This window comes from Streptomyces sp. a15 (assembly GCF_059026085.1).
Map to the genome: position 1 here is coordinate 305,126 of NZ_JBWLKM010000001.1, position 25,893 is coordinate 331,018.

20 protein-coding genes are annotated in these 25,893 nt (G+C 71.4%); 10 read left to right on the plus strand and 10 right to left on the minus strand.

Annotated elements, in window-relative coordinates; genetic code table 11:
* Positions 1 to 19: 19 nt before the first annotated feature.
* On the plus strand, positions 20 to 754 hold the full coding sequence (locus tag AC5P09_RS01460) for a Mut7-C RNAse domain-containing protein (protein WP_493872031.1): 735 nt from the start codon (positions 20 to 22) through the stop codon (positions 752 to 754).
* A 6-nt stretch (positions 755 to 760) separates the two neighbouring features.
* Here the strand turns inward: AC5P09_RS01460 and AC5P09_RS01465 are convergent, their stop codons facing one another.
* The 5 genes from AC5P09_RS01465 to AC5P09_RS01485 all read right to left on the minus strand — a co-directional run bounded on the left by AC5P09_RS01465 (position 761) and on the right by AC5P09_RS01485 (position 9,506).
* On the minus strand, positions 761 to 3,166 hold the full coding sequence (locus tag AC5P09_RS01465) for a galactose oxidase family protein (protein WP_493872032.1): 2,406 nt from the start codon (positions 3,164 to 3,166) through the stop codon (positions 761 to 763).
* Positions 3,163 to 4,356, minus strand: a complete 1,194-nt coding sequence (locus AC5P09_RS01470; protein WP_493872033.1) for a glycosyltransferase — start codon at positions 4,354 to 4,356, stop codon at positions 3,163 to 3,165. The genes AC5P09_RS01465 and AC5P09_RS01470 overlap by 4 nt, the downstream gene beginning before the upstream one ends.
* On the minus strand, positions 4,353 to 6,011 hold the full coding sequence (locus tag AC5P09_RS01475) for an ArnT family glycosyltransferase (protein ID WP_493872034.1): 1,659 nt from the start codon (positions 6,009 to 6,011) through the stop codon (positions 4,353 to 4,355). Before AC5P09_RS01475 ends, AC5P09_RS01470 begins: the two co-directional genes overlap by 4 nt.
* Positions 6,008 to 7,276, minus strand: a complete 1,269-nt coding sequence (locus AC5P09_RS01480; protein WP_493872035.1) for a glycosyltransferase — start codon at positions 7,274 to 7,276, stop codon at positions 6,008 to 6,010. Before AC5P09_RS01480 ends, AC5P09_RS01475 begins: the two co-directional genes overlap by 4 nt.
* Before the next feature lie 199 nt (positions 7,277 to 7,475).
* Positions 7,476 to 9,506, minus strand: coding sequence for a thioredoxin domain-containing protein (locus AC5P09_RS01485; RefSeq protein WP_493872036.1), 2,031 nt, complete (start codon positions 9,504 to 9,506; stop codon positions 7,476 to 7,478).
* Between the two features lie 188 nt (positions 9,507 to 9,694).
* Here AC5P09_RS01485 and AC5P09_RS01490 point away from each other — a divergent pair, with 188 nt between their 5' ends.
* The 4 genes from AC5P09_RS01490 to AC5P09_RS01505 are packed head-to-tail and all read left to right on the plus strand — an operon-like array spanning position 9,695 to position 18,569.
* Positions 9,695 to 12,895, plus strand: coding sequence for a tetratricopeptide repeat protein (locus AC5P09_RS01490; RefSeq protein ID WP_493872037.1), 3,201 nt, complete (start codon positions 9,695 to 9,697; stop codon positions 12,893 to 12,895).
* A 48-nt stretch (positions 12,896 to 12,943) separates the two neighbouring features.
* Positions 12,944 to 16,093, plus strand: a complete 3,150-nt coding sequence (locus tag AC5P09_RS01495; RefSeq protein WP_493872296.1) for an AAA family ATPase — start codon at positions 12,944 to 12,946, stop codon at positions 16,091 to 16,093.
* A gap of 2 nt (positions 16,094 to 16,095) precedes the next feature.
* On the plus strand, positions 16,096 to 17,397 hold the full coding sequence (locus AC5P09_RS01500; RefSeq protein ID WP_493872038.1) for a CHAT domain-containing protein: 1,302 nt from the start codon (positions 16,096 to 16,098) through the stop codon (positions 17,395 to 17,397).
* A gap of 32 nt (positions 17,398 to 17,429) precedes the next feature.
* Entirely contained in the window at positions 17,430 to 18,569 is a 1,140-nt protein-coding gene (locus tag AC5P09_RS01505; RefSeq protein ID WP_493872039.1) for a hypothetical protein, read from the plus strand.
* Between the two features lie 25 nt (positions 18,570 to 18,594).
* Here AC5P09_RS01505 and AC5P09_RS01510 read toward each other — a convergent pair whose 3' ends face one another.
* Positions 18,595 to 18,861, minus strand: a complete 267-nt coding sequence (locus tag AC5P09_RS01510; RefSeq protein WP_345560446.1) for a hypothetical protein — start codon at positions 18,859 to 18,861, stop codon at positions 18,595 to 18,597.
* Complete coding sequence (gene mca, locus AC5P09_RS01515) at positions 18,854 to 19,735, minus strand: mycothiol conjugate amidase Mca (RefSeq protein WP_493872040.1); 882 nt, start codon at positions 19,733 to 19,735, stop codon at positions 18,854 to 18,856. Before mca ends, AC5P09_RS01510 begins: the two co-directional genes overlap by 8 nt.
* Positions 19,736 to 19,838: 103 nt before the next feature.
* Here mca and AC5P09_RS01520 point away from each other — a divergent pair, with 103 nt between their 5' ends.
* Complete coding sequence (locus AC5P09_RS01520) at positions 19,839 to 20,237, plus strand: DUF4307 domain-containing protein (protein ID WP_493872041.1); 399 nt, start codon at positions 19,839 to 19,841, stop codon at positions 20,235 to 20,237.
* Between the two features lie 168 nt (positions 20,238 to 20,405).
* Positions 20,406 to 20,906: a transcription elongation factor GreA gene (gene greA / locus AC5P09_RS01525; protein WP_266434409.1), complete on the plus strand. Its 501-nt coding sequence runs from the start codon at positions 20,406 to 20,408 to the stop codon at positions 20,904 to 20,906.
* Positions 20,907 to 21,020: 114 nt separating this feature from the next.
* On the opposite strand, the gene AC5P09_RS01530 is transcribed toward greA, so the two are convergent.
* The 3 genes from AC5P09_RS01530 to ilvA all read right to left on the minus strand — a co-directional run bounded on the left by AC5P09_RS01530 (position 21,021) and on the right by ilvA (position 24,261).
* Positions 21,021 to 21,866 (minus strand): ABC transporter permease, encoded by an 846-nt coding sequence (locus AC5P09_RS01530; protein WP_493872042.1) that lies wholly within the window; start codon positions 21,864 to 21,866, stop codon positions 21,021 to 21,023.
* Complete coding sequence (locus AC5P09_RS01535; protein ID WP_493872043.1) at positions 21,863 to 22,894, minus strand: ATP-binding cassette domain-containing protein; 1,032 nt, start codon at positions 22,892 to 22,894, stop codon at positions 21,863 to 21,865. The genes AC5P09_RS01530 and AC5P09_RS01535 overlap by 4 nt, the downstream gene beginning before the upstream one ends.
* 137 nt (positions 22,895 to 23,031) lie before the next feature.
* Positions 23,032 to 24,261, minus strand: coding sequence for a threonine ammonia-lyase (ilvA, locus tag AC5P09_RS01540; RefSeq protein WP_493872044.1), 1,230 nt, complete (start codon positions 24,259 to 24,261; stop codon positions 23,032 to 23,034).
* A 163-nt stretch (positions 24,262 to 24,424) separates the two neighbouring features.
* Here ilvA and AC5P09_RS01545 point away from each other — a divergent pair, with 163 nt between their 5' ends.
* From AC5P09_RS01545 to AC5P09_RS01555, 3 genes are all read left to right on the plus strand, one after another.
* Positions 24,425 to 24,925: a MarR family winged helix-turn-helix transcriptional regulator gene (locus AC5P09_RS01545; protein WP_266448123.1), complete on the plus strand. Its 501-nt coding sequence runs from the start codon at positions 24,425 to 24,427 to the stop codon at positions 24,923 to 24,925.
* A 179-nt stretch (positions 24,926 to 25,104) separates the two neighbouring features.
* Complete coding sequence (locus AC5P09_RS01550; protein ID WP_266434417.1) at positions 25,105 to 25,608, plus strand: sigma factor-like helix-turn-helix DNA-binding protein; 504 nt, start codon at positions 25,105 to 25,107, stop codon at positions 25,606 to 25,608.
* Positions 25,609 to 25,633: 25 nt separating this feature from the next.
* Positions 25,634 to 25,882, plus strand: coding sequence for a hypothetical protein (locus tag AC5P09_RS01555; protein ID WP_493872045.1), 249 nt, complete (start codon positions 25,634 to 25,636; stop codon positions 25,880 to 25,882).
* Positions 25,883 to 25,893: the final 11 nt, after the last annotated feature.

Consider the following 25,893-nt stretch of genomic DNA (forward strand, 5'->3'; position numbering starts at 1 on the left):
GCCGTGACATCCTGACCCGGTGACCGCAGCACCGGAGATCCACGTCGAATTCGCCCCCGAACTCGCCCTGTTCGTCCCCCACGGACGACGGTCCGGCACCACCCCGGTCGCCACCGACGGTGTCTCCACCCTCGGCCATGTCGTGGAGTCCCTCGGCGTCCCGCTCACCGAGGTCGGCGCCCTGGTCGTGGACGGCCGCGAGGTCACCGTGTCGCACCTCCCGGCGGCGGGCGAGTCGGTGCGGGTACGCCCGGTCGAGCGCCCCCAGCGGGTCCCCGGCGCTCCCCTGCGCTTCCTCCTCGACGTCCACCTCGGCACCCTGGCCCGCCGGCTGCGCCTGCTCGGCGTGGACACGGCGTACGAGTCGACCGACATCGGCGACCCGGCCCTCGCCACCCGCTCGGCCGCCGAGCGGCGCGTCATGCTCAGCCGCGACCGCGGCCTCCTGCGCCGCCGGGAACTGTGGGCGGGCGCGTTCATCTACAGCACCCGCCCCGAGGCCCAGCTCCGGGACGTCCTGGACCGGTTCCGCCCCGAGCTGCACCCGTGGACCCGGTGCATCGCCTGCAACGGCCTGCTGCGGGAGGCCACGAAGGAAGAGGTGGCCGACCAGCTGCAGGGCGGGACGCAGCGGTCGTACGACGTCTTCGCGCAGTGCCGGGAGTGCGGCCGGGCGTACTGGAAGGGCGCGCACCACGAGCAGCTGGAAGCCATCGTGGAGCGCGCCCTCGAAGAGTTCGCCGACCGGAACTGACCGGGGCTAACGCTTCTTCACATCAGCCTTTCCGCAGGCGATGCCGTCCTTGTTGCGGTCGAGCTTCAGCGGGTCGTCCTTTCCGTTGATCTTGAGGCGGCCGTAGTCGTTCTTCTTCAGCCAGGCACAGCGGGCGGCCGTGGTCTTCTTGACCTCGTCCGGGAAGGCGGTCGGCACGCAGACGTTGATCGAGCCGTAGTGCGGGTCGCAGCCGGAGACGGTGGGGCTGACCTTCTGCGAGGTCTTCTTCTTGCCGGGCTCCTGGACCGTGCCCTCCAGGGAGTCGGCGAAGGAGTGGACGTGGGCCGAGGCGTCGGTGGCGCTCAGGGCCTGCGGGCCCTGGAGGTGCACCCACTTGGCCACCGACGGCACGCCGTTGGCATCGACCGCGAAGAGCATGTACCAGCCGGGCGGGGCGATGTTGGGGTTGCTCGTCACGTTCAGGTCGATGTTGTTGCCGTCCACCGACAGCGGCAGGTCCACGAACCGCTGGTTCGGGTCGGAGGAGTGGGTCACCGCGGCCGGGCGGATCAGTTCGGCCTTGGCGATGGGGCGGTCGACGGTGATCCGCTGGGTGTCGCCGTAGTTCCACTCGGTGTCGATCACCGACGTGATCGACGGACGCGTGCCCTTGAGCAGATAGGGCGGGGTGTAGATCGACACGTTGTGGTTCCAGGTGCCGTTGCCCGGGTTGTCGCCGGTCGACATCACCCGGCCGTCGGGCAGCAGGAACGAGGACGAGTGGTAGCCGCGCGCCTGCGGGTCGGCGGCCACCGGGTCGAAGGTGTTCGACGCCGGGTCGTAGATCGACGACTCGAAGACCGGGTCGGCCCGGTTGTGCAGCGCGCCGCCGGTCTCCAGCACCTTGCCGTCGGGCAGGAGTACGGCGGAGACGTACATCTTGCCCTGGTTGCCGGTCTGCGCCACCTTGCCGTTGCCGAGGTCGACCGTGCCCTGCGGGATCGGCGGACCTGCCACGTAGGCCGGGTTGGCGGACTTGAGGTCGATGACGTCGGTCAGCCGGTTGGCGTCCGGGTTGGAGTCGATGTTGCCGCCGCCGAGGGTGAGGACCTTCTGGTCCTGCGCCGGGGGCAGCAGCACGCTCGCCGACTGGTCGCGCTCGTCCTTGCTCTGCAGGCCCGGCGTCTGCGTGATCGTGTTGGCGTCGTAGTCGTAGATCGCCGATCCGGTGCCCGGGATGTTGTTGCCGAAGGTGTGGCTGCCCGAGTAGAAGAGGCGGCCGTCCTGCATCAGGATCATCGACGGGTACAGACCCCAGTACGACCAGGTCTGGTTGACCTTCCACGTCGGCAGCCACTGCTGTTCGGCGTCCGACCACAGCTCGGCGGTCACCGAGCCGGTCGAGTCCTCTTTCAGCCCGCCGAAGGAGATGACGTCACCGTTGCCGAGGGCGGTCGCCGACGGGTACCAGTGGCCGTCGTTCATGTTGTTGGTCTTGATGTACGTCTCGGTGACCGGGTCGAAGATGTACGAGTCCTTGTAGCCCTGGTAGCCGATCGTGCCGTCCGCGGACGGATAGCCCTTGTTGCCGCTCATCACCAGCACGCGCCCGTCCTGGAGCTGGACGTGCCCGGCGCAGAACATGTCCTTCGGCGTGGGGATGACCTTGTAGGTGCCGGTGGCCGGGTTGTACACCGCCGAGGTGAACGTGCCCGCCTTGAACTGCTCCTCGCTGTTTCCGGAGCCCGCGATCAGCAGCACCTTGCCGTTGTTGAGGACGACGGAGTGCATGGAGCGCACCGGGTTCTTGGTGGGCAGTACGTCCCACCTGCCGTTGGCGCACTCCGCTGCCGTGCCCGTGCACACGGGCTGGGGTACCGGGTCGGCGACCTGGTCCATCGTGTAGTCGTCGGTGGTGGCCGAGCCGGTGCCGTAGACCGAGACGCCCCACGAGATGCGGTCGGTGCCGGCCGGGACCTCGGGGGTGCGGACCGACGCCTGGGTCCAGGCGCCCGCCAGCTCCAGCGTCTTGAGGTCGGTCCAGTACTGCCAGCCCGCCGTGGTGTCGTGCCGGAAGAGGGTGAGGGACGCGTCCGGGGTGGTGGTCTTGTACCAGAGCCCCAGGTCGTACTGCTTGCCCGCCGTCACGACCGGCGCGCACGCCGTCGACTCGGTGATCAGCGCCTTGCGGTCGCCGGAGGCCCGGCGGGTCAGCTCGACCTTCATGGCCTTGGTGCCGGAGTGGGCGTCGGCGGTCGTGGTGAAGGTGAAGTCGTTGTCGCCCCAGCCGGACTTCTCCCAGCAGTACGGCATGCCGTCGGTGCCGGCGGTCTCGAAGCCGGGGTTCTTGATGAGGTTGGCGGCGGACGCGGGCTGTGGTGCGGTGAGGAGCAGGCCTGCTGTCAGGCCTGTCACGGCCAGGAGGGCGGATCTCCTGCGGTGTCTGTTCACGCGGCTCTCCCTGCTGTAGAGCTCCCGCGCAGCCCCCTGCGCGGGAGATAGACCAGCGCTTCGGTCCCCGCGAAGCGCACGACGAAGGTCGTCACCAGTGCGAGCGCGGTCGCGGACAGCGCGCCCATGCCGAACCGGTGGACGAACAACGCGATCAAGGGGATCCGCAGCACCAGGTCGGCGTTGGCGAGCAGCGCGAACCTGCCTACGCGGTCCCACCACTGCCGGTGCCGGCGGCGGTCGCGGAACAGCAGGTGCTCGATGAGCACGAAGTTCCAGGCGACGCCGAGCTGGTTGGCGAGGACCTCCGCCGGCAGGTAGTGCATGCCGGCCGCGGTCAGCGCCCACAGGCCGAGCAGGTTCGGCACGAACCCGGTCGCGCCGATCAGCCCGAAGCCGACCATGCGGGCGACCGGGGACGCGGTGCGCAGTCCGCTCAGGTGGCGCAGGAAGCGGAAGCCCTCCTGGGCGCTGGACTTGGACTCGCCCGCGAACCGTTCCTGGAAGACGAACGGGACCTCGGTGACCTGGCGCGGGCGGTTGCGCACCGCCAGTTCGAGCAGGATCTTGTAGCCGAAGGGCTGGAGCGCGTCGGCGGTGACCGCGCTGCGCCGGATGGCGAAGAAGCCGCTCATCGGGTCGCTGATGCCGTGCAGTTTGCGCGGGAAGAGCGACTTGGTCAGCCAGGTCGCGCCGCGTGAGACGGCGACCCGGTAGTTGCCCGCGAGTCCGGCGCGGCTGCCGCCCTTGATGTAGCGGGAGGCGACGACCAGGCCGGCGCCCGCCCGCTCGCCGGTGGCCACCAGCTCCGGTACCAGCGAGGGCGGATGCTGGCAGTCGCCGTCCATGACGACGATCCAGTCCGACCCGGCCGCCTTGATGCCCTCGACGACCGCGCCGCCGAGCCCGCCGACCGGCTCGTCCCGGTGCAGGACGGTCACCGGGAAGGGGCAGTCCTTCGCGGCCTCGCGGATGACCTCGGGGGTGTCGTCGGTCGAGTCGTCCACGAAGACGACCTCGCAGGGCAGCCGGGACGGCACCGACTCGGTGATCTGGTGCAGGAGTTCGCGGATGTTGGCGGACTCGTTGAACGTCGGTACGACGATGGTGACGGCGCCCGGTTCCGGGACCTCCGCCGCGCGTACGGCCGGATCGTCGAGCTCTCCGGGGACGGTGGATTCCTGGCTCATCGGGCGCCTCCCGCGGCGGTGCCGGTGGTCTGGATCTGCCGGATCTCGATCCGGTCCTCACCGGTGCCGAAGACGGCCACCGGTTTCGAGTGCTGGATGGCCGCCTTGACGTTGGGCAGGTCGACCGCGTCGCGCCGCACCGTCGGGGAGGCGACGACGTAGTCGATGTCCCGCCAGCCGCCCGGCATCGTCTTGGTCACCGCCGGGTCGAGGTCGGCCTTGTAGAACCAGATGACGCCGAGTCCGGGCCGGTACCCGGCGTGCACCAGGTCCAGCCACATCGCGTCGTCGACGAGTACCCGGGTGTCCTCGGGGTCTGCCACCTCGGTGCTCAGCCACTTCGAGGCGGCCTCGTAGGGCGCGTTGGCGTCGACGGTGACGGCGGTGCGGGCACCGTCGTACCAGCGCGGTACGACATAGGCGCCGGCGGAGATGGCGAGGACCACGGCGAGGGTGTACCGGCCGCCGGTCTGCCACCGCCGCTCGTCGGGGTCACGCCATCTGCGCAGCACGGCGTGGGCGACGGACGCGGTGCCTCCGGCGAGGACCAGGGCGAGGAAGGGCAGCGCCTGGATGACGTACATGGCGGGCAGGTAGCCGTTGGGGCGCAGGGCCAGCGCGGCGAGGATCGCCACGGTCAGGGCCGGACCGGCCAGCGCCCGGGCGGTGACCGACCAGCGCCAGGTGGCCTGGAGCAGAAGCGCGCCGGCCAGGCCGCCGAGGGGCAGGACCCGGTCGTAGTAGAGCCAGGACTGGAAGACGCCCCAGGAGCCGGAGCCCTGGTCGAGGATGAAGCCCGAACCCGGCCTGGTCATCTGGTACTTGACGCCGTCCCAGAGGGAGACGTGGCCGCCGCCGGGCAGCAGCTCGCCCTTGAGGAGGGCGAAGAGGGGGTACGAGAAGCCGATCAGCACGCAGGCGGTGATGGCGCCGGTGACCGCGAACTTCCGGGTGTCCTTGTGGCTGTGCCGCCACATGGTGACCAGCAGCGCGGGCAGGATGACGAGCATCGTCTCCTTGGTGAGCACGGCCGTGGCGGCCGCGATGCCCGCTCCGAAGTGGTGCCACAGGTGGCGGCTCGGGGAGGCGGCGAGGGTGAACGCGACCAGCGTCCACATCACCGCGAGGTTGTCGAGGAAGATCTCCCGCTGGAGGACGACGGAGAGCGGCGAGAGTCCGAAGAGGACCATGCCGAGCCCGGCGGCCCAGCGGGGCAGGGAGAGGCGCCGGCCGAGGACGTAGACCAGCACCGCGCTGATGCCGCTGATCACCAGCATCGTCGCGCGCATCGAGCCGACGGTCATCGACTCGGGGCTGATCATCGAGGGTATCCAGGTCAGCAGGGCTATCTGGATCCAGCCGAGGGGCGGGTGGTCGTACCAGTAGGTGTAGTGGGCCAGGCCCCTGCCCTCCTGGACCGCCCAGGCCTGGGCGAGGTAGGTGCCCTCGTCGTCACTGAGCGTCGGGTAGTCGGCGATGTTCCAGCCCTGCACGACCAGGATGGCGACGAGGAGCGCGCCGCACAGCAGGAGGTCGGTGCGGGAGGAACGCAGCCGGCTCGGCGGGGCCGTTCGACCGGCCGAACCGGTATCAGGCGCAGGCTGCCGCTGCGCGGGGACCTGGGGAGTGGTCACCGCGGGAAGGGTGGAGGTCACGCAGGGACGTCCTCTCGGGTCACTTCGGACGGTGTGAGATGCGCGCCGACATGAGTGGTCAGCTCCCAGTCGTTGCGGCCGCGCTGCTCGCGCCAGACGGCGCGGATCGCGGCCCCGGCGAGGAGGACCTGGTAGAAGGGGCCGCCCACGACGAGCTTGACGTAGTGGACGAAGCGGACGCGGAGCCCGTACTGCTTGCCGAAGTCGTGCAGTCCGACGAGCTCGAAGACGAAGGTCACCATGGCGGTGACGAGCGGCAGGAAGGTGATGAAGGCGATGCCAACAGGCACGTCGAGGAAGAGTGCGATCGCCACGTTGAGCGGGATGATGACGCCGGTGAAGGCCTGCATGAACGGCGTCATGAGGGTGTAGCGGGCGAGCAACCGCTGCCCGAAGCCGGGCAGTTGCTTCCAGTCCTTCTTGCGGTAAACCTGGAGGAAGCCCTGGTTCCAGCGGGTGCGCTGCTTCAGCAGCGACATCAGCGAACCGGGGGTCTCCTCCTTGGTCACCATGTCGGAGTCGTAGGCGACGACGACCTTCTTGCCGATGCTGGAGAGCCGCACGCCCAGGTCGCAGTCCTCGGCGAGGCAGTCGGGGTCCCAGCCGTCGGCTTCCCGCAGGACGTCGGTCCGTACGAAGACGGTGTTGCCGCCGAGCGGGATGAATCCTTTCTGCGCGTGCAGGTGCAGCCGGGAGCGGAACCAGAAGAAGTACTCCAGGCAGTTGCGCAGGCTGTACCAGCTGGAGTGGAAGTTGATCAGCTGGACGCCGCCCTGCACGACATCCGCCTTGGTCGTCCGGAACGCGTGGTCGACGTGGGCGAGCAGCTCCGGGTGGACCTGGTCCTCGGCGTCGAAGACCCCGACCACGTCGCCGCGGCAGTGCGGCAGCGCCGTGTTCATGGCCTTCGGCTTGTTCTTCTTCTCGTGGGTGTCGACGACGACCCGCACGCGCGGGTCGCGCTCCGCGGCGTCGCAGGCGACCGCCGTGGTCTCCGGGTCGTCGTGCCCGACGATCACGATGATCTCGAAGTCGGTGTGGCTCGACTCCAGCAACCGCTGGATGGTGTGGTCGAGCACCGCCTGCTCGTGGCGCGCCGGAAGCAGCAGCGAGAAGGACAGACTCTCCCCGCCGTCCGGTCGGTGGAATCGGGTGGAGGCGAGCACCTCGGGCGTACGCCACGCGTGCATCTGCCACCACAAGGTGAAGGCCGCCATCCAGAACAAGGCAAGCGAAACGGCAGCGATAACTACAGACGTCAGCAACAGACCCCCCAGGCCCCAAACCCCCTGTCGCGACGGTGAGTCACCCCCGTCGCGTCACTGTGCAGAGATTAAGGGGGAACTGTGAAGTGTGGGAACTCTTCTGATAAATAGCGTGTTTCGTAACAGTGATGTGACTTCTGGGACTTATCCGAACACGTGGGCGCATCTCAGCTACGGAAGGGTGTACTCCTCTTCCGTTTCAGCCGCTCAGCGCCGTGCGCAACCGATCGGGATCGGTCGTCGGAGCGTCACAAGTGAAGTTACGGCAGACGTACGCGGTTGGTTCACCGTTACTCAGGGGACGGTCGGCGAGGAGGGGCAGTTCGTCACTGTCGGGGGTGCCGACGGCGACGACCGCACCGGGGGCGGTGCCGAGAAGAGCCGTACGGTGCAGGGTCCTTGTGCCCTCGTCGTCCAGGCTCGGACCCACGACCGCCACCTCGCGCGGCCCGTCGAGCAGCGCCTCGGCGACGGCGAGCCCCCAGCCGATGAAGCGGGGGACGCGCGGGCCGAGGGCCTTGACGACGCCGAGCGCCTTCTCGGCGGCGGTGCGATGGGGTTCGGCGCCGGTCTGGGCCGCGTAGCTCAACAGGGCGCCGGCGGCGGCGCTCCAGCCGGAGGGGGCGGCGTTGTCGGTGGGGTCCTGCGGCCGGCGGATCAGCTTCTCGGCGTCGGCGGCGGTGTCGTAGAGGCTGCCGGAGTCGTCGGCGAACCGCGTGAGGACGTGGTCGAGGAGGAACCCGGCGAAGTCGAGCCACACGCCCTCGCCGGTCACGGAGGCCAGCGCGAGGAAGCCCTCCGCCACATCGGCGTAGTCCTCCAGCACCCCGGCGTTGGCGCCGACCTGGCCGTCCTTGCTGGTGCGGGCGAGGCGGGCATGGTCGTCCAGGTGCAGCCGTACGAGGAGGTCGGCGGCGCCCAGCGCGGCCTCGACCAGGTCGGGACGGTCGAAGTAGGCGCCGGTCTCGGCGAGCGCGGCGATCGCCAGCCCGTTCCAGGCGGCGACGACCTTGTCGTCACGGCCGGGCGCGGAACGCTCACTCCGCTTGTGCAGCAGCCGCTCTCGGACGGAGGCGATGCGCTCGGCGTCGAAGAACACGTCCTGCTGCGGGAGTTGCAGGACGGACGAGCCGTGCTCGAACGTGCCCTCCTCGGTGACGCCGAAGTACTGGGCGGCGAGCTCGGCGTCCTCGTCCCCGAGCGCCTCGCGGAGTTGCTCGGGCGTCCACACGTAGTAGGCGCCCTCGACGTGCTTTCCGGTCCCGTCGTCGCTGTCGGCGTCGAGCGCGGAGGAGAACCCGCCCTCGTTCGTGCGCAGTTCCCGCACCATGAAGTCGGCGGTCTCCAGGGCGACCCGGCGGGCCAGCTCGGAGCCGGTCGCCCGCCACAGGTGGGCGTAGACGCGGCACAGCAGCGCGTTGTCGTACAGCATCTTCTCGAAGTGCGGCACGATCCAGTCGCGGTCGACGGAGTACCGGGCGAACCCGCCGCCGAGCTGGTCGTAGATCCCGCCGCGGGCCATGCGCTCACAGGTGTCCTGCGCCATCTGGAGGGCGCCCTCCGCGCCGGTCCGCGCGTGGTGGCGCAGCAGGAACTCGACCACCATCGACGGCGGGAACTTGGGCGCCCCGCCGAACCCGCCGCGCTGCGGATCGTACTCCCGGGTGAGCCCGAGAAGGGCCGCGGCCAGCTGCTCCTCGCCGGGCGCCTGGCTGTCGCCGTAGGAGATCTCCCGCCCCGCCAGGTCACGCACGATCTTCCCGGCGACGTCGGCGACCTCCTCCCGCCGGTCGGTCCAGGCGCTGCGGACGCCCTCCAGCACCTGCCGGAAGGACGGCATGCCGTGGCGCGGGGCGGGCGGGAAGTAGGTGCCGAAGTAGAAGGGCTCGGCGTCCGGCGTCAGGAACACCGTCATGGGCCAGCCGCCCTGCCCGGTGGCGGCCTGGACGGCCTCCATGTAGACGGCGTCCACGTCGGGGCGTTCCTCGCGGTCGACCTTGACGCTGACGAAGTGGGCGTTGAGGTAGTCGGCGGTCTCCTGGTCCTCGAAGGACTCGTGCGCCATGACGTGACACCAGTGACAGCTGCTGTACCCGACGCTCAGCAGCACGGGCACGCCCCGCTTGCGCGCCTCCTCGAAGGCCTCAGCCGACCACGGCCACCAGTCGACGGGGTTCTCGGCGTGCTGGAGGAGGTAGGGGGACGTCTCATGGGCCAGTCGGTTCGGCATGGGGTCCATCCTGCCGCAGTACCCCGCCTGTCACGCGGCAGGCGTCTCCCGGACAGTGACCTTGAGTTTTCCGGACCCACCGCCCCCTCGCACCAATGCGCCGTCCGCAGCACACTTGACCAAGGAACCATCAAGGACCACCAAGGAAGCACTGAGAAAGAGCCGTTGCCGCCGGAGGGGGACGTGACATGCGGGACAGTCATCGCGCGGAGGCCGAGCGGTTGCTGACGCGGGCCGTGGAGGAAGAGGTACGGCGGTCGGGCGGGCGTACCGACGGGACCGTGCTGCTGTCGCGGGCGCGCGGGGCGCTGGACTCGATGGCGCAGACCGCCGCGGAGGAGTACGAGGCGTACCGGCGCGCCCTGGAGGAGGCGGAGGCCGGTCAGCTCACGTTCGGGCAGCGGTACGCGCGCGAGGGCGGCGGTACTCCGCTGCTGGTGGCGGGCGTCGCGGCGGTCGCGGCCACCGTCGCCGACCTGGCGCTCGGCACCGGCGCGGGTACGGCGCTCGGCGCCGGGGTGACCGTGGGAGTGGTGGGCGCCGCGGCGACGGTCGTGAAGGTGGCCGGCTCGCATCTGCCCGCCGCCCACCACCGCGCGGGCGCGCTCGGCCAGCCCGGCGGCCCGGAGCAGCTGCGGCTGCAGTGGCTGACGGCTCTGGAGGTGCGCGGCATCCGCCCCTACCTCGACCAGCAGCGGGTACGGAACGCCTCGACCGGACCGAAGCAGACGGGTCCGCGGCTGAAGGGCAGGGACAAGAGCGCGGCGGCCCGGGGCCGGAACGTGCTGGAGCAGTCGTTCGGTCAACTGCCCGAGCCGGTGGGCCCGTTCGCGGGCCGCCGGCAGGAGATGGCGCGGATCCGGCAGTGGGTGCAGGCGGCCCGCGCGAGCACCGAGACCCGGCCGACGGTCGTCGTCCTGCACGGGGCGCCCGGCAGCGGTCGTACGACACTCGCGGTGCGCGCCGCCCACGACCTGAGGGACTACTTCCGCGGCGCGTGCGTGGTCGACCTGCGCGGCTACACCCCGGAGGAGCAGCCCCTGTCCACCCGCGACGCGCTGCTGCACCTCCTCAACCGCCTCGGCGCCCCCCGCGAGCAGCTCCTGTTCCGTGAGCGTTCCTCCGCGGACCAGCAGGTCAAGCGGCTGAGCGAGCTGTACCACCAGCATCTGACCGGGCTGCCCGTCACGATCGTCCTGGACGACGCCTCGGACCCGGAGCAGGTCCGCACCCTCATTCCCGAGCGCTCCGACAGCCTCGTCCTGGTCACCGCCCGCGGCCTGCTCGACCTGCCGGCCGACGTGGCCGCCTGGGTGCACGAGCTGTCCGTCGAGGCCCTGGGCCCGGCCGGATCGGAGGAGCTGCTGGGCGCGGCCGCACAGGAGACCGCCGGCCCCTACGACGCCGAATCCACCGACCGGATCGGCCGGCTGTGCGGCGGCCTGCCGCTCGCGCTGCGCATCGCGGGCTCCTCGCTCGGCCCGCGCTCACCCCGACAGCTCGCCACGGACCTCGACGCGTACGGCCCGGTCGAGCCCGCCGAGAGAGTGCTCTGGCTGCGCTACACCGACCAGTCGGACACCGCCCGCCGGCTGCTGCGCCGCCTCGCCCTGGCCGGCCGCGCCTCCCTCGGCGCCGCCGCGGCCGCCGCCCTGCTGGCCACGGACGAGACGGAGGCGACCCGCCACCTGGTCGCCCTGGCCCGGGCGGGCCTCATCGACCACGTCCGCGGCAGCCGCTACCGACTGCACGACGTGGTCCGCGCCTTCGCCCACGCCCGCCTCCTGGACGAGGAGGAGCCCTCCGAGCGTACGGCGGCGCAGGAACGCCTGATCGTGAACTACGCCGACCTCGCCGACTCGGTGCTGCGCCTGGTCGACGGCAACATGTCGACCCGCTCGGACCGCTTCAGCCCGCACGGCTTCCACTCCCTGGACGAGGCGCTGCGCTGGCTCGACGACGAGTCGAGCTTCATCACGGCGGCGCTCCGGCACGCGGAGGGCGTGAACCAGGCGGCCGTACTGAACCTGCTCGGCGCCCTGTGCGACTACTGCCTGCTGCGCGGCGACCTCTACCGCCTCGGCGAGATCAGCGAGCTGGCACAGGCCGTCGACCAGGGCCTGCTCGTCCGCTCGGTGCAGTGGCGTACGGGCATCGCGGCGCGGCAGCTGGGCGAGCTGGACAAGGCACGGACGACGCTGACATCGGTGGTGGACCTCTATATGGAGGCGCACCACGACGCGGGCGCGGCCCGGGCCCTGTGCTCGCTGGGCATCACGCTCCACCACCAGGGCAACCTGACGGAGGCGGCGGCGAAGCTGAGGGAGGCCCTCGATCTCCAGGCCGCCCCCGAGCTGGCGACGGACCGCGCGTGGACGATGCACGCGCTGGCGGCCGTGGAACGCGACCGGGCCCACCTGTCCGAGGCGATGGAGCTGCTGACCCAGTCCCTCCTCCTGCACCGCGCCGGCGAATCGGTCCACGGCGAGGCCTGGGCCCACTTCCAGCTCGGCCAACTGGGCCTGCGCATGGGCGACGTCCCGCGCGCCGAAGAGGAGTTGCGCACGGCCCTCGACCTGTACGGCCGCACCCGCGACGCCCGCGGCGAGGCCTGGGCCCTGACCCAGTTGGCCCGCGCCCGCCTGATCGCCGGCGACCCGTCGGCGGCGGTCGACGGCCTGCGCCAGGCGGCGTCGCGGCACCGTGACAACGAGGACGCGCGCGGCGAGGCGTGGACGGTGTACTACCTCGGCCAGGCCCTGGAGGAGACCGGCAACCTGACCCTGGCGGTCCGCGAGCTGGAACGCTCCCGCACGATGTTCTCCCGGATCCGGGACGTCTACGGCCTGGCCTGCGCCCGGCACCACTCGGCACGCGCGACCCGCGACCAACGGGCCGCGCAGACGGGGTCGTTGCGCAACTCCGGCTTCGCCCGCCAACTGCTGGTGGACGCCCGCGCCGACTTCCGGCGCATCGGCGTCGCCCACGGGGAGGCCTGGACCTGCCTGGAGCTCGCGGTGGTGGACGCGGGCAACGCCCGTACGCCCCAGGCGCTGGAGTTGTGCGACGAGGCGATCGGGCTGTTCACGTCGTACGGCGATCGCCGCGGCGAGGACTGGGCGCGCTTCCTGCGCTGCACGCTGCTGCCGTACGCCGCCCCGGGCGGCGTGGAGGTCGGTACCGCTGTGGCGCAGGAGGAGCTGGCCCAGCTGTCCCGGGCGGGACATCCGGCCCGGGACGAGAAGCTGGACGACTACGTCGAGGCGTACCAGCTGCTGCTGGAACGCGGGGTGAACCTCGAAGCGGGTTGGCAGGCCTGGCGGTTGGGGATGGTGCCGGGGAGGCATGCGCGGGAGGTCATGGGGGTGGCGGTGCCGTCGAGAGCGTAGGGCGTCGTAGGGTCTGCGGCTGTACAGGGGGTGTCCTGGTTGGACGGCGTGCCGTTCGTGGGGCGCGAGGAAGAGCTGCGGGAGCTGCGCGAGGCACTGGCGCCCCGCCGGATCGTCGTGCTCACGGGGCCGCCCGGCAGCGGGAAGTCCGCGTTGGCACGGCACGTGACGCCCAGGGGGTCGAGCTCGCCCCAGGTGTTCCGGGTCGAGGACATCGGCCTCCGGGAACGGCCGGAGGTGACGCTGCTGCGGCTGCTCGAAAGCCTGGGCGCGCGGCCCGGACGGCTGACGGCCGCGATCGGCGCGCCGGCCGACGGCCTGCTCGAACCGGTGATCGAGATCTGCCGGCGGGAACTGGCCGACCGGATCCGGCCCGTGCTCGTCGTGGACGGCGCGCGCGGCCCGCTCCTCGACGCGCTGCAGTCGGTGCTCGACGGCACCGACTGCCAGGTGCTCGCCGTCGCCGAGGAGGAGGGCATCCCGCCCGCCGCGTACACCTACGAGCTGGGGGACCTCGCGCTGCCGGCGGCACGGCGGCTGGTCGGTGACACGACCGGGTACTTGTACGCGTCCGGGTACTTGTACTCGTCCGCCGCGACCGGCGAAGCGGCGGGCGACCGGCTGGTGCGGCCCGCGACCCTCGACCGGCCCGCACTCACTCCGCTCGCGCTGCGCATCGGCGGGGCGCTGGCCGGTACCGGGGGCGAGGTCGGCGAGCTCCCGGACACACTCCCCCGCCTGGTCGATCTGGCGCTGGCGCGGCTGCACGGAGATGCGGCCCGACTGTGCGACGCGCTGGCGGCGTTGACCGCCCCGGGCGGGCTGTGGCTGCCGGACGAGCTGGTCGCGCACCTTCTGCCGGGCGCGGACTCCTCGGACGGCCACCGCGCGCGCAACGCCACGGCCGAGCTCCGGGAACTGCGGCTGCTGGAACGCGACAAGAGGGGCGTACGGCTGCACAGGGCGGTCACCGAGCAGGTCACCCGGCACTGGTCGCCCGAACAGGTCGCCGACCGGGCGGTCGCCGCGGCCCTGCCGTTGCTGCGCGAGGCCCGGCGCTCCCCCGCCCTCGTCGCCGACCACGCCACGACGTACCTCCTGCTGCTCACCCGGGTACTGCCCACCGAGGACCCGGAGGCCCGCGGCTTCAGCGCCTACCTGGCCGGAGAACTGGCCCACCGGGGAAAGGTCTTCGAGCTGCTCGCGCTGCGCCAGTGCGTACGGCACACGCCCGGCGAGGACGCGGAAGCGGACGCGGACCTCGCGGCCGCGCCGGCCCTCGCCCTGCGGCGGTGCGAGGAACCGGGCCTGGCCCGGGTCGTGCTGTCGCGCGACGTCCCGGCGCCGTCCGAGCTGCTGCAACTGGCCCTCCTGGAGCGCGACCTGGGGCGTCTGCACGAGGCCGAAAGGCTCCTCGCCGGTCTGTCGGCCGGACGCGGAGCCGACGGCTGGGTGCTGCACACCAAGGCCGCCGTCGCCTGCGACCGCGGGGATCTGCGCGGGGTGGGGCCACTGCTGCGGCGCGCGATCGAGGCGCACCAGGTCGCGGGGGACCTGCGCGGCGAGGCCTGGGCCGTACTGGAGTACGGGCGCTGGTGCCTGCTGCGCGGGGACTTCGAGGACGCGGTCAAGCGGCTCAGTGCCGCGCGCGTGATGTTCCTCGACATCAAGGACGCGTACGGGAGGGACTGCGCGGACGTCGAACTGCTCAGGCTGTCCGTCGTCTCGCGGGCCAACGGGCGGCCGGTCGCCGACTGGCAGAGCTCCGACGTGCGCGCGCTGTGGCAACCGCCGGTCCGTAGCTGGGCGGTGGCCTGGCGCGCTCTGCACGCCGCGATGCTGGCGGAGGGGACCGTCGTGGGGGCGGTCGCGGGGTCCGCCATGGGGTTGGTCGAGGGGTCCGCCGTGGGGGTGGTCGAGGGGTCCGTTTCGGGGGCGGTCGAGGGGTCCATCACAAGGTCCGTCGTGGGATCCGTCACGAGGTCCGTCGTGGGATCCGACATGGGTTCCGTCTCGGGATCCGACGTGGGACCCCTCGGGGGGTCAGACGCGGGACCCGACGTGGGACCCGACACGGGGCCCGTCGTGGAACCCGACACGGGGCCCGAGGCGGGATCCGACGCAGAACCCGTCGCGGGACCCGACACAGAACCCGCCGCGGGACCCGACACGGGGCCCGAGGCGGGATCCGACGCAGAACCCGTCGCGGAATCCGACACAGAACCCGCCGCGGAATCCGACACAGAACCCGCCGCGGGACCCGACACAGAACCCGCCGCGGGACCCGACGCGGGACCCGACGCGAGGTCCTTCGTGGGGCCCGGCCCCACGCCTTTCGCCGCCCTCCAGCGGCTCGACAACGCGGTGGATCCCGTCGGCGGGGCCTGGCACACCCACTGCCTGGGGATCCGCGAGGACCGCCGGACGTATCTCGAGGCCGCCGCCAAGGCCTTCGGCGACACCGGCTGCCCGCACGGCCAGGCCTGGAGCGCCCTGGAACTGGGCATCCGGCAGCCCGAGCACGGCCCGAGCCGGCACGCCCTGGCCCGCGCCCGCGCCCTCTTCGAGTCCCTCGGCGACGAGGCGGGCAAAGCCTGGACCGACCTCGCCCAGGCGGTCCTCGACGGCGAGCCCCCTCCCCGCGGTGTGCTGTGGGAGCTCTCGCGCCGCTATGCGCCGCAGCTGCTCGCCGGCATCGAATGGCCGGAGGAACACGGCCGGTTCCGCATCCCCCGCGCCGCCCGCCACACCATCCCCGAGCCCCGCCACGACGGCCTCGCCCGCTTCCCGACCACCGAGTCCCGCATCCGCCTCACTCTGCTCGACGACGCCCCGGTCGCGGACGACGCGGCACGCATCGCCCTGCGCCTGGTCCCGGGCGTGCACCATCCCTGGGCCGGGGCCGCCGGGCCCGCGCTGCCGTGGCTGTCGGCCCGGGCGGTCCCGCTCACCTCCGCCGACGTCCAGCCCGAGCACGCCGTCACCATCCGGCCGTCCGCCGCCGACGACCCGGACGCGGGCGCCGAGTTCCGGTTCACGCCGAGGAGGCCGGGCCGGCACCGCATCCGCTTCGTCGTGGAGCACCACGACACGGGCACCGTGCTCCAGGAGGTCGAGACGGAGATCGACGTCACCGACACCAGGGGCAGCGTGCCGTCGGCCGCTCCGCCGCTGACCGAGCCGCTGCGCGGGAGGTGACCGTGGCCCGTGACCTGCCGGTCCGCATCATGCAGGACCCCAGCCAGGGCTTCACCCGCCGGCCGGCCCCCAGCGTCCGCCACCCTGACCTGGTGCTGGTCCTGGACGCCTACGCGGACGACCACGTGCGGGCCCGGGTGTACGGCGGTGCGGTGCCCGCCGCGTTCGCCGAGTACACGGCGAAGCTGGAGGTCGCGCCCGCCGCCCTGCGTGCCTCGGCGGCCCGGCTGCGCGCACTGTGGAAGCGGGAGCTGGTGGCGTACGAACCCGTCGACGACCGTGGTGTACCCCTGCCCGGCCGTCCGCGCCTGCCGTACGCGGTCCGCCCGGACCTCACCGCCGAGCCCGAGGAGGAACTGCGCGACATCCTCGACGAACTCGTCGAGCAGGGCAGCTACCTGCTGTGCGAGGAGCTCCTCGGAGCGGGCGGGCCGGGGGCCGAGCGGCTGCGCAAGGTGGTGCTCGACGCGCTGGCCGGACCCGGGCCGCTGCGGATCCGGGTGGACTCCAACCTGTTCCTGCCCTGGCCGATGCTGTGTCTGCCCGCCGAGCAGCAGGATCCCCCGGGCAAGGACGGCCCCGAGGGGCTCCTCGCCCGCTTCCTCGGCTATCGGCACCAGATCGAGCAGACCGGCGGCCGGCACCCCGCCTTCCCCGACGAGGAGGAGTCGGCGCTGCCGCCCCCGGTCCCGGTGGTCAGCCTCAACCATGACAAGGGCATCGACCCCGAGGGCCGGACCCGGGCGGCCGAGGTCGCCGCCGCCCTCGCCGACGGCACCGTCCGCATCGAACGCACCCGGCGCCATGAACTCCTCACGGCCCTCAAGTCGGACCGGCTGGACGAGCAGTTGATGTACTTCTGGTGCCACGGCCACTTCCGCTCGCCCGACGAGTCCGGGTCACCCCTGTTCGTCGTGCAGCTGAGCGACCACCGGGACATCGACGCGCACACCCTGCTGGCACGGCGAGCGGCGGCCTTGGGCCCCCTGTTCCCGTACCGGCCCGTGGTACTCCTCAACGCCTGCTACGCCGGGCTGCCCGGTTCCGCCGATCTCACCCACCTCGGCGGGGCACTGATCCGGGCCGGGGCGGGCGGGGTGCTCGGGCCCCAGATCGAGATCCCGCAGATGTTCGCCGCCGAGTACGCGTACGCCTTCGTCACCCGCTATCTGCCCGGCACCCTGACAGCGGGCGAGATCGCGCACGGCCTGGCGCGGTACTTCGCGGACACGTTCCGCAACCCCCTGGGTTTCACCTACGCACTGCACTGCGGCATGGACCGCAGGCTGGAGCGGGTGACGTGACGGGCCGGGACGATGCGACGGGCCGGGATCACATGACCGGGCCGGAGGACGTGACGGGACCGGACGACATGGCGGGCCGGCATCGCGTGACCGAGCCGGACGACATGACCGGCCGGCATCGCGTGACCGAGCCGGACGACATGACCGGCCGGCATCGCGTATCCGGGCCGAAAGACATGACCGACCCGGACGCCGTGCGGGCCGTGGACCTGAACCAGGACGGCTGGCTCACGCGGGCCACCCCGCACGGCCCGGTCCCCGTCCCGGCCGCCCGCCTGGACGCCCACTTCGCGGAGCATCTGACTCCGCCGCCCTGGGCGACGGACATCGTCGTGTACGTGCACGGGTGGCAGACCTCGCCGGAGTCCTCCGTCGCGGCGCTGCGCACTCTGCTCACTCTGGTCGAACGGCAGCTGGCCGAACGGCAGACGCTGTATCCCGGGCTGTCGTCGGGCGTACGACGGTTCGCCCCGTGGCCGGTGCTGGTGCGCTGGCCCTCCCGGTCGCTCCCCTCGCTCGCGGGCTACCGGCGGATCCGCGAGCGGGCGCACGCCATGTCCACGCGGGGCCACGCGGCCCGCGTCATCGGTCAGCTGCTCGGCCTTCTGGACGCCCGCCGCGGCGATCCGGCGCCGGTCCTGCGCACCCGGACCGGTCAGTACCTGCACCTGGTGGGCCACTCCTTCGGCTGCCGACTGCTGTGCGAGGCGGTGCAGTGGGCGGCGGGCGAGCAGCCGCGCACCCTTGGGTGGAGTACGCCGAAGCCGCCCGGCCGGCCCTTCACCGTCGACTCGATGCTGCTGTTGCAGATGGCGGCGCCCCGCGACGCCTTCGCCGCCACCTTCACGGCTCTCGGCGAGGCGCCACTGCGCGGGCCGGTCGTCGCGACGTACTCGCAGCACGACCGGGCCACCGGCTTCTGGCATCTGCGGGCGGAGAAACGGGCGGGCATCGGGTACGCCGGTATCGGCACCGCCCCCGCCCCGGTCTCCGCGATCCGGATGCTGCCGCCGCACGAGCCGTACCCGCTCGCCGCCCTCGACCACCGCTTCGTGAGCGTCGACGCGAGCGAAGTCTTCGTACGCGGGCGCGGTCCGGCGGGTGCCCACTCGGACCATCTGCGGGCGGAGTCCGCCCACCTGCTGCTGTCCCTGGCCGACCACTGCCGGTGAGGGACGGAAACCGGTGGGCGGACCGTCAGCCCTGCTTCGCCCCGGGCTCGGCCGAGGCGGAGGCGGAGGCCGAGCCGTCCGCGGGCTCCGCCTTCGGGTCCGAGGTCTCCTTGAAGTCGACCTTGCCCATGTGGCGGCTCATCGACTTCATCAGGGCCCACACGGCCAGGGCCATCGCCGCGAAGACGATGAAGCCGAGGACGCCGGGGGTGACCTTGTCCTCGTCGACCTCCTTGGCGAGGGTCGCGAGGTGCGTCATTGCCAGGCTTGCGCTTGCGCTCATATCAGGCATTGTCGCGGATGCCCGCAAAGAGGTCGTCCTCGGGGAGGGAGGTATCGACGAGGGACTTCGCGAGCTCGTACTCCTCCGTCGGCCAGACCTTCTTCTGGACGTCCATCGGGACGCGGAACCAGCCGCCGTCGGGGTCGATCTGCGTGGCGTGCGCGATCAGGGCCTTGTCGCGGATCTCGTAGAAGTCGGCGCACGGGACATGCGTGGTCAGGGTCCGCTCCTCGCGCTGGAACTCGTCCCAGCGCTTGAGCCAGTCCCCGTACGGGGACTCCAGGCCGCGGTCCAGCATGGCCTGGTGCAGCGCCTCGGTGCGCGGGCGGTTGAAGCCCTGGTTGTAGTACAGCTTCAGCGGCTGGTAGGCCGGGCCGAACTCCGCCTCCGGGTACTTCTCGGTGTCCGCCGCGCCCTCGAACGCCACCATCGAGATCTTGTGGGTCATGATGTGGTCGGGGTGCGGGTAGCCGCCGTTCTCGTCGTACGTCGTGATGACCTGCGGACGGAAGGAGCGGATCTTCTTCACCAGCTCGCCGGCCGCGGTGTCGACGTCCTCCAGGGCGAAGCAGCCCTCGGGCAGCGGCGGCAGCGGGTCGCCCTCGGGCAGGCCGGAGTCGACGAAACCGAGCCACTCCTGCCCCACGCCGAGGATCTCGCGGGCCTCGTCCATCTCCTTCTTGCGCACCTCGTGGATGTGCTCCTCGATGTACTTGTCGCCCAGGAGCTTCGGGTTGAGGATGGAGCCGCGCTCCCCGCCCGTGCAGGTCACGACCAGCACGTCCACCCCCTCGGACACGTACTTCGCCATGGTGGCCGCGCCCTTGCTCGACTCGTCGTCGGGGTGGGCGTGGACGGCCATCAGTCGCAGCTGGTCAGTCAAGACTCAATCCTCGTAATGTCGGCGCCCGGTGTGAGCGGGTGCGATCGGCGCTTCTATAGTGACCGAACTGGAGGGCCAATAATTCCGGGGCGAGAGGACGATCATGAGTACGGCGAGCACGCGACTGCCCGAGGGCCGCTACGGCCGCTCCTCGGACGAGCGCGCCGACCACCGGCTCAAGATCGCCGGTGCTGTTCTCGCCGCTCTGCTCCTCGCCCTCGTCGGCTACTTCGCGTACCACTACGTCGGCCAGAACAAGATCAGCGCCGAGGTGATCACGTTCGAGCCCGGGAAGGACGCGGTGCAGGTGCATCTGGAGGTCCGCAAGGACTCCGGTGCGAGCGGCTACTGCACCCTGCGCTCCCAGGCGGAGGACGGCGCCGAGGTGGGCCGCGCCGACTTCCGCTTCGACGGGAACGCCACCCGCATCGACAAGGTCCTCACCCTGCGCACGACGTCGCCGGGCACGACGGCGGAGCTGCTCGGCTGCCACGCTGACTGACCTCAGCCCGAATACATTGCCGCTGACCTGCGTCGACGTAATTCTGATGGCTTATGTCCTCCCCCTTCCGTCGCTGAATTGTTAGGCTCGTGGTTTCGCCCTTCCATGGAGGAACATCCTTCTGGGTAGGGCGATGCTTTGTATTCCCAGTACCTACGAGGAGCACCTGTGACCCAGACCAGCGAGAACGTCACCTGGCTGACCCAGGAGGCGTACAACCAGCTCAAGGCCGAGCTGGAGTACCTGTCTGGTCCTGCGCGCACGGAGATCGCCGCCAAGATCGCGGCCGCGCGCGAGGAGGGCGACCTGCGCGAGAACGGCGGGTACCACGCGGCCAAGGAGGAGCAGGGCAAGCAGGAGCTCCGGGTGCGCCAGCTGACCCAGCTCCTGGACAATGCCAAGGTCGGCGAGGCCCCGGTCTCCGCCGACGGTGCGGTGGCGCCCGGCATGGTCGTGACGATCGCCTTCGACGGCGACGAGGACGACACGATGACCTTCCTGCTGGCCTCGCGCGAGTACGCGAGCGCCGACGTGGAGACGTACTCCCCGCAGTCCCCGCTGGGCTCCGGCGTGATCGGCCACAAGGTCGGCGAGGACGCGCAGTACGAGCTGCCGAACGGCAAGAAGGCCTCGGTGACGATCCTCAAGGCCGAGCCCTACAGCGGCTGACCCCGCTCCCGCACGTCCTTGCACGTCCTTGCACGTCCTTGGCGAACCCCCGGCGTCTGCTGACGCCGGGGGTGTCGTCATGGCGTCTCAGGCATCGACCATCGACACGTTGCCTCAGGCCGTCGCGGAGCGGTACTTCCGCACCGCCAGAGTCCTGAATATGGCGATGATCAGGATCGAGTAGATCAGCGAGGCCCACACGGGGTGCTGCATCGGCCAGGCGTCCGAGGTCGAGACCCCGGGATTCCCGAAGAGCTCGCGGCAGGCCTGGACGGTGGCGCTGAACGGGTTCCAGTCGGCGACGTGCCGCAGCCAGGGCGTCATCTGGGCGGAGTCCACGAACGCGTTCGAGACGAACGTCACCGGGAAGAGCCAGATCAGTCCGCCCGAAGTGGCCGCTTCCGGTGTGCGCACGGACAGGCCGATCACCGCACCGATCCAGGTGAAGGCGTACCCGGTCAGCAGCAGCAGGCCGAAGGCGCCCAGCACCTCGCCGAAACTGGTGTGGGTGCGCCAGCCGACCAGCAGGGCGACCACGGCCAGCACGAACAGGGTGAGCGCGGTCTGCACCAGGTCGGCGAGCGTCCGACCGGTCAGGACCGCGCCCCGCGCCATGGGCAGCGAGCGGAACCGGTCGATGAGCCCCTTGTGCATGTCGTCGGCGATGCCCGCGCCGGCACCCGCGGTGGCGAACGTGACCGTCTGCGCGAAGATGCCCGCCATCAGGAACTCGCGGTAGACGCCGGGGTCGGTGGTGCCGCCGATGTTCATCGATCCGCCGAAGACGTAGCTGAACAGCACCACGAACATGATCGGCTGGATGAGTCCGAAGATGACCATCTCCGGGATGCGGGACATCCGGATCAGATTGCGTTTGGCGACGACCAGCGAGTCGCGGATCGACTGGGTGACGGGGTTGGCGGGCGCCGTGATCCGCACGGCGTCGGTGACGGCACTCACTTGGTGGTCTCCTTCTTCTGCCGGCGGTCCTTGGCGTCCTTGGCGGCCTTGGCGGCCGCGCCGTTCGCGCCGTTCTCCTCGTCCTTGACCTCGGCCACATGGCCCGTCAGGGAGAGGAAGACGTCGTCCAGGGTCGGGCGGCGCAGGCCGATGTCGTCTATCTCGATGCCTCGGACGTCCAGTTCCCGGATGACCTCGGCGAGGAGCTTCGCGCCGCCGGTGACGGGCACGGTGAGCTTGCGGGTGTGTTCCTCGACGGTGGTCTCGCCCTTGCCGAAGCCGGCCAGCACCTCCCGGGCGGTCGGGATGTGCTCCCGCTCGTGCACGACGACCTCGACGCGCTCGCCGCCGGTGCGGGCCTTGAGCTGGTCGGAGGTGCCGCGGGCGATGACCCGGCCGTGGTCGACGACGGCGATGTCGTGGGCGAGGTGGTCGGCCTCTTCGAGGTACTGGGTGGTCAGCAGCAGGGTCGTACCGCCCAAGACCAGCTGTTTGATGACCTCCCACAGCTGCTGGCGGTTGCGCGGGTCGAGGCCGGTCGTCGGCTCGTCCATGAACATCACGGGCGGGGACACGACGAGCGCCGCGGCGAGGTCGAGCCGTCGGCGCATGCCGCCCGAGTAGGTCTTCGCGGGGCGGTCGGCGGCGTCCGCGAGGTTGAACTGCTCGAGCAGTTCCTCGGCCCGGGCCTTCGCGGCCTTGGCCTTCATCTGGTAGAGCTGGCCGACCATCTGGATGTTCTCGCGGCCGGTCAGGTATTCGTCGACCGCGGCGAACTGGCCGGACAGGCCGATCGAGCGCCGCACCTCGTTGGGCTGCTTCAGCACGTCGAGGCCGGCGACGACGGCCTTGCCGCTGTCGGGGCGCAGCAGGGTCGTCAGACAGCGGACGGTGGTCGTCTTGCCCGCGCCGTTCGGCCCGAGCAGGCCCAGCACGGTGCCCTCGGGGACATCGAGGTCGACGCCGTCCAGAGCCCTTACGTCACCGAAGGTTTTGACCAGGCCTTCGGCATAGATGGCGCCTGGCATATAAATCTCCACGTCGTTGGGGAATCTTCTGAAAGTCTGGGTACGGGTGGCACGAGACACACCATAACGCGATGTATCGCGTCTCTCAATGGACTTACCCGATCGGGTGAGATCGGGTGACAAAGAGGCGCCTGACCTCAGCCGATGACCGTGTAGCCCGCGTCGCGCAGGGCCTGGCCGACCTCGACGCAGTGCGCCGGCCCCTTCGTCTCCAGGTGCAGCTCGACCTCCGCCTCCGTGAGCCCGAGCCGTGGATCGGTCCGGACGTGGCCCACATCGAGGACGTTAGCGTCCACCACTGACAACACGCCGAGAAGCGTCGCAAGAGCGCCCGGGCGGTCCGTCAGCCGCAGGCGTACGGCCAGGTAGCGGCCCTGCGCGGCCAGGCCGTGGGTCAGCACGCGCTGCATCAGCAGCGGGTCGACGTTGCCGCCGGACAGCAGCGCCACGACCGGCCCCTCGAAGGAACCGGGGTCGCTCAGCAGCGCGGCGACCGGGCTCGCCCCGGCCGGTTCGACGACCAGCTTGGCCCGCTCCAGGCACAGCAGCAGACCGGTGGACAGCTCGTCCTCCGTCACCGTGCGCACCTCGTCCACCAGCTCGCCGATGATCCCGAAGGGCACGTCGCCGGGCCGCCCGACCTTGATGCCGTCGGCCATCGTCGCCGGATTCTCGATCGCCACCGGCCGCCCGGCCGCCAGCGAGGGCGGATACGCGGCAGCGCCCGCCGCCTGCACGCCCACGATCCGCACGTCCGGCCGCAGTGTCTTCACCGCGACCGCGACGCCGGCCGCGAGCCCGCCCCCGCCGATGCCCACGACGATCGTGCGCACCTCGGGGCACTGCTCCAGGATCTCCAGGCCGACCGTGCCCTGACCGGCGATAATGTCAGGGTGGTCGAACGGGTGAATGAACACCGCGCCGGTCGCCTCCGCGTACTCCTGCGCGGCGGCCAGCGTCTCGTCGACCACGTGCCCGTGCAGGCGCACCTCGGCGCCGTACTCCTTCGTGGCACTGATCTTCGGCAGCGGGGCACCCTTCGGCATGAACACCGTGGACCGCACACCGAGCAGCGACGACGCCAGCGCCACGCCCTGGGCGTGGTTGCCCGCGCTCGCGGCGACGACACCGGCGGCCCGCTCCTCGGGCAGCAGTCCGGCGATACGGACGTACGCGCCGCGCAGCTTGAACGATCCGGTCCGCTGAAGGTTCTCGCACTTGAAGTGGACCGGCGCGCCGACCAGCTGGGTCAGGTGGCGGCTGCCCTCCATCGCGGTCACCCGCGCCACGCCCGAGAGCATCTTCTGGGCACCGCGCACGTCGTCGAGCGTCACCGGCGGCACGGAGGGGGCCTCACGGTAGTTCATGACTCAAGTCTCGCAGTTCACACGCGCGGACCGCCGCTGTGACCAACCTCCGAGACTGGTTTGCGCAGCCCCGGTACGGCCCGCCTCCGGGCCGCGTACCCTGTCCCCCAATCCAGCACCCCCTTCACGAAGTGAGCCCCCGGCCATGCCCACAACACCTGAAATGTCGATGGACATGACGACCGTCGGTGACAGCGGTCTCCTCGACACGCTGCAGCACGAGGTGGCGGTGTTCGCCCGACGTGCCGAACAGACCCGGCTCGGCGGGGTGGGGCAGGTGCGCAACTCCATGGACCGCGCCGCGTACCTGCTGCTCAACCGGCTCGACAAGGAAGGCCCGATGGGCGTCAAGGCGCTCGCCGCGAGCATGGGGATCGACTCGTCGACGGTCACCCGGCAGGTGGCTCCGCTCGTCGACACCGGCCTCGTCAAGCGGACCTCGCACCCCGAGGACGGGCGGGCGGTGGTGCTCCAGTTGTCCCCGCGCGGGCTGTCGCGTCTTGAGGAAGTGCGCTCGTCGCGGCGTCAGTTGATGGCCGAGCTGACACACGACTGGGCGCCCGAGGAGCGCGAGGCGTTCTGCACGCTCCTCACGCGCTTCAACACCGCCCTCTCCGCCCGGATGGCGACCCAGGAAGTACCGGACGGGCCGTCGGCCTCCTGATCGACGGCTCGACGCTCACCGGCTCGACGCTCACCGGCGCGCTGCTCTCGGCTGTGCGCGGCTCTTGACCTACGGGCCGCGCCTGGCCTCATATGAGACCGGGTCCCCGTCGCACACCGTTTCGCATTCCGTGTGCGACCGGACCCGTCCCTCAGGATCGCCCTCAGGCGGGAGGCGCGGTGCGGCAACGGCAAGTGGCCCAGGGCGCCCGTCGGGCCCGGGAGTTCGAGGCGTTCGTCGCGGGCGCGGCCGGGCGGCTGCTGCACGCCGCCACGCTCCTCACGGCGGAGGAGCCGCACGACAACCCGCGCGCGCGACGCCTGCTGACGCTGGCCCTGGCGCACACGTACGCGTCCTGGGACCGGCTGCGCGGCGAGGACCCGTACGACCGGACGCGCCAGTACCTGGCCACCCGCTTCGCGCGCGGGGCGTGGCACCAGTACGGCGGCCTGGTCCGGGCGCGTCGGCAACCGGCCGGCGCCCTGGCCCGGCTCACCCCTCAGGAACGTCTGATCCTCGTCCTCAGGTTGTACGAAGGTGTCGCCGAGGAGCAGGCGGCGGCCCTCCTCGGCCTCCCCCTGGAACGCGTCCGCACCCTCTGCGACCGGGCGACGGCGACCCTGCTGCATCCGCCACGGGGCCCGGCACCAGCGGTGGCGGGGCCGAGGGTGGCGCCGTCATGAGCACCGTCATGAGCCGGGGGCGGGTGTGAACCGGCCCGAGCGGGAGGCCGCCGTGCGGCGGATCATGGAGCGGTCCGTGCCGCCCGTGCCGCCCGGGCTGTACGCGGAGGCCGTGCGGCGCGGCGGACGCATGCTGCGCCGCAGAAGGGCCGCCCGGCGTCTGCTGTGGCTGCTGCTCGCCACCGTGACCGTCGCGTTCGTCGTGTGGGCGCTGCTGGTCCAGCCCTGGGTGGAGCCGCCGTCGGAGACGACTCCACCCCTCACGGACTGGTGAGAGCGGCAGAC

Excerpts from the sequence above, each read along its gene's own strand:
- AC5P09_RS01470 (WP_493872033.1), bottom strand. The coding sequence starts at position 4,356 with ATGAGCCAGGAATCCACCGTCCCCGGAGAGCTCGACGATCCGGCCGTA.
- AC5P09_RS01485 (WP_493872036.1), bottom strand. The coding sequence starts at position 9,506 with ATGCCGAACCGACTGGCCCATGAGACGTCCCCCTACCTCCTCCAGCAC.
- AC5P09_RS01490 (WP_493872037.1), top strand. The coding sequence starts at position 9,695 with ATGCGGGACAGTCATCGCGCGGAGGCCGAGCGGTTGCTGACGCGGGCC.
- AC5P09_RS01505 (WP_493872039.1), top strand. The coding sequence starts at position 17,430 with ATGACCGGGCCGGAGGACGTGACGGGACCGGACGACATGGCGGGCCGG.
- AC5P09_RS01510 (WP_345560446.1), bottom strand. The coding sequence starts at position 18,861 with ATGCCTGATATGAGCGCAAGCGCAAGCCTGGCAATGACGCACCTCGCG.
- AC5P09_RS01520 (WP_493872041.1), top strand. The coding sequence starts at position 19,839 with ATGAGTACGGCGAGCACGCGACTGCCCGAGGGCCGCTACGGCCGCTCC.
- AC5P09_RS01535 (WP_493872043.1), bottom strand. The coding sequence starts at position 22,894 with ATGCCAGGCGCCATCTATGCCGAAGGCCTGGTCAAAACCTTCGGTGAC.
- ilvA (WP_493872044.1), bottom strand. The coding sequence starts at position 24,261 with ATGAACTACCGTGAGGCCCCCTCCGTGCCGCCGGTGACGCTCGACGAC.
- AC5P09_RS01545 (WP_266448123.1), top strand. The coding sequence starts at position 24,425 with ATGTCGATGGACATGACGACCGTCGGTGACAGCGGTCTCCTCGACACG.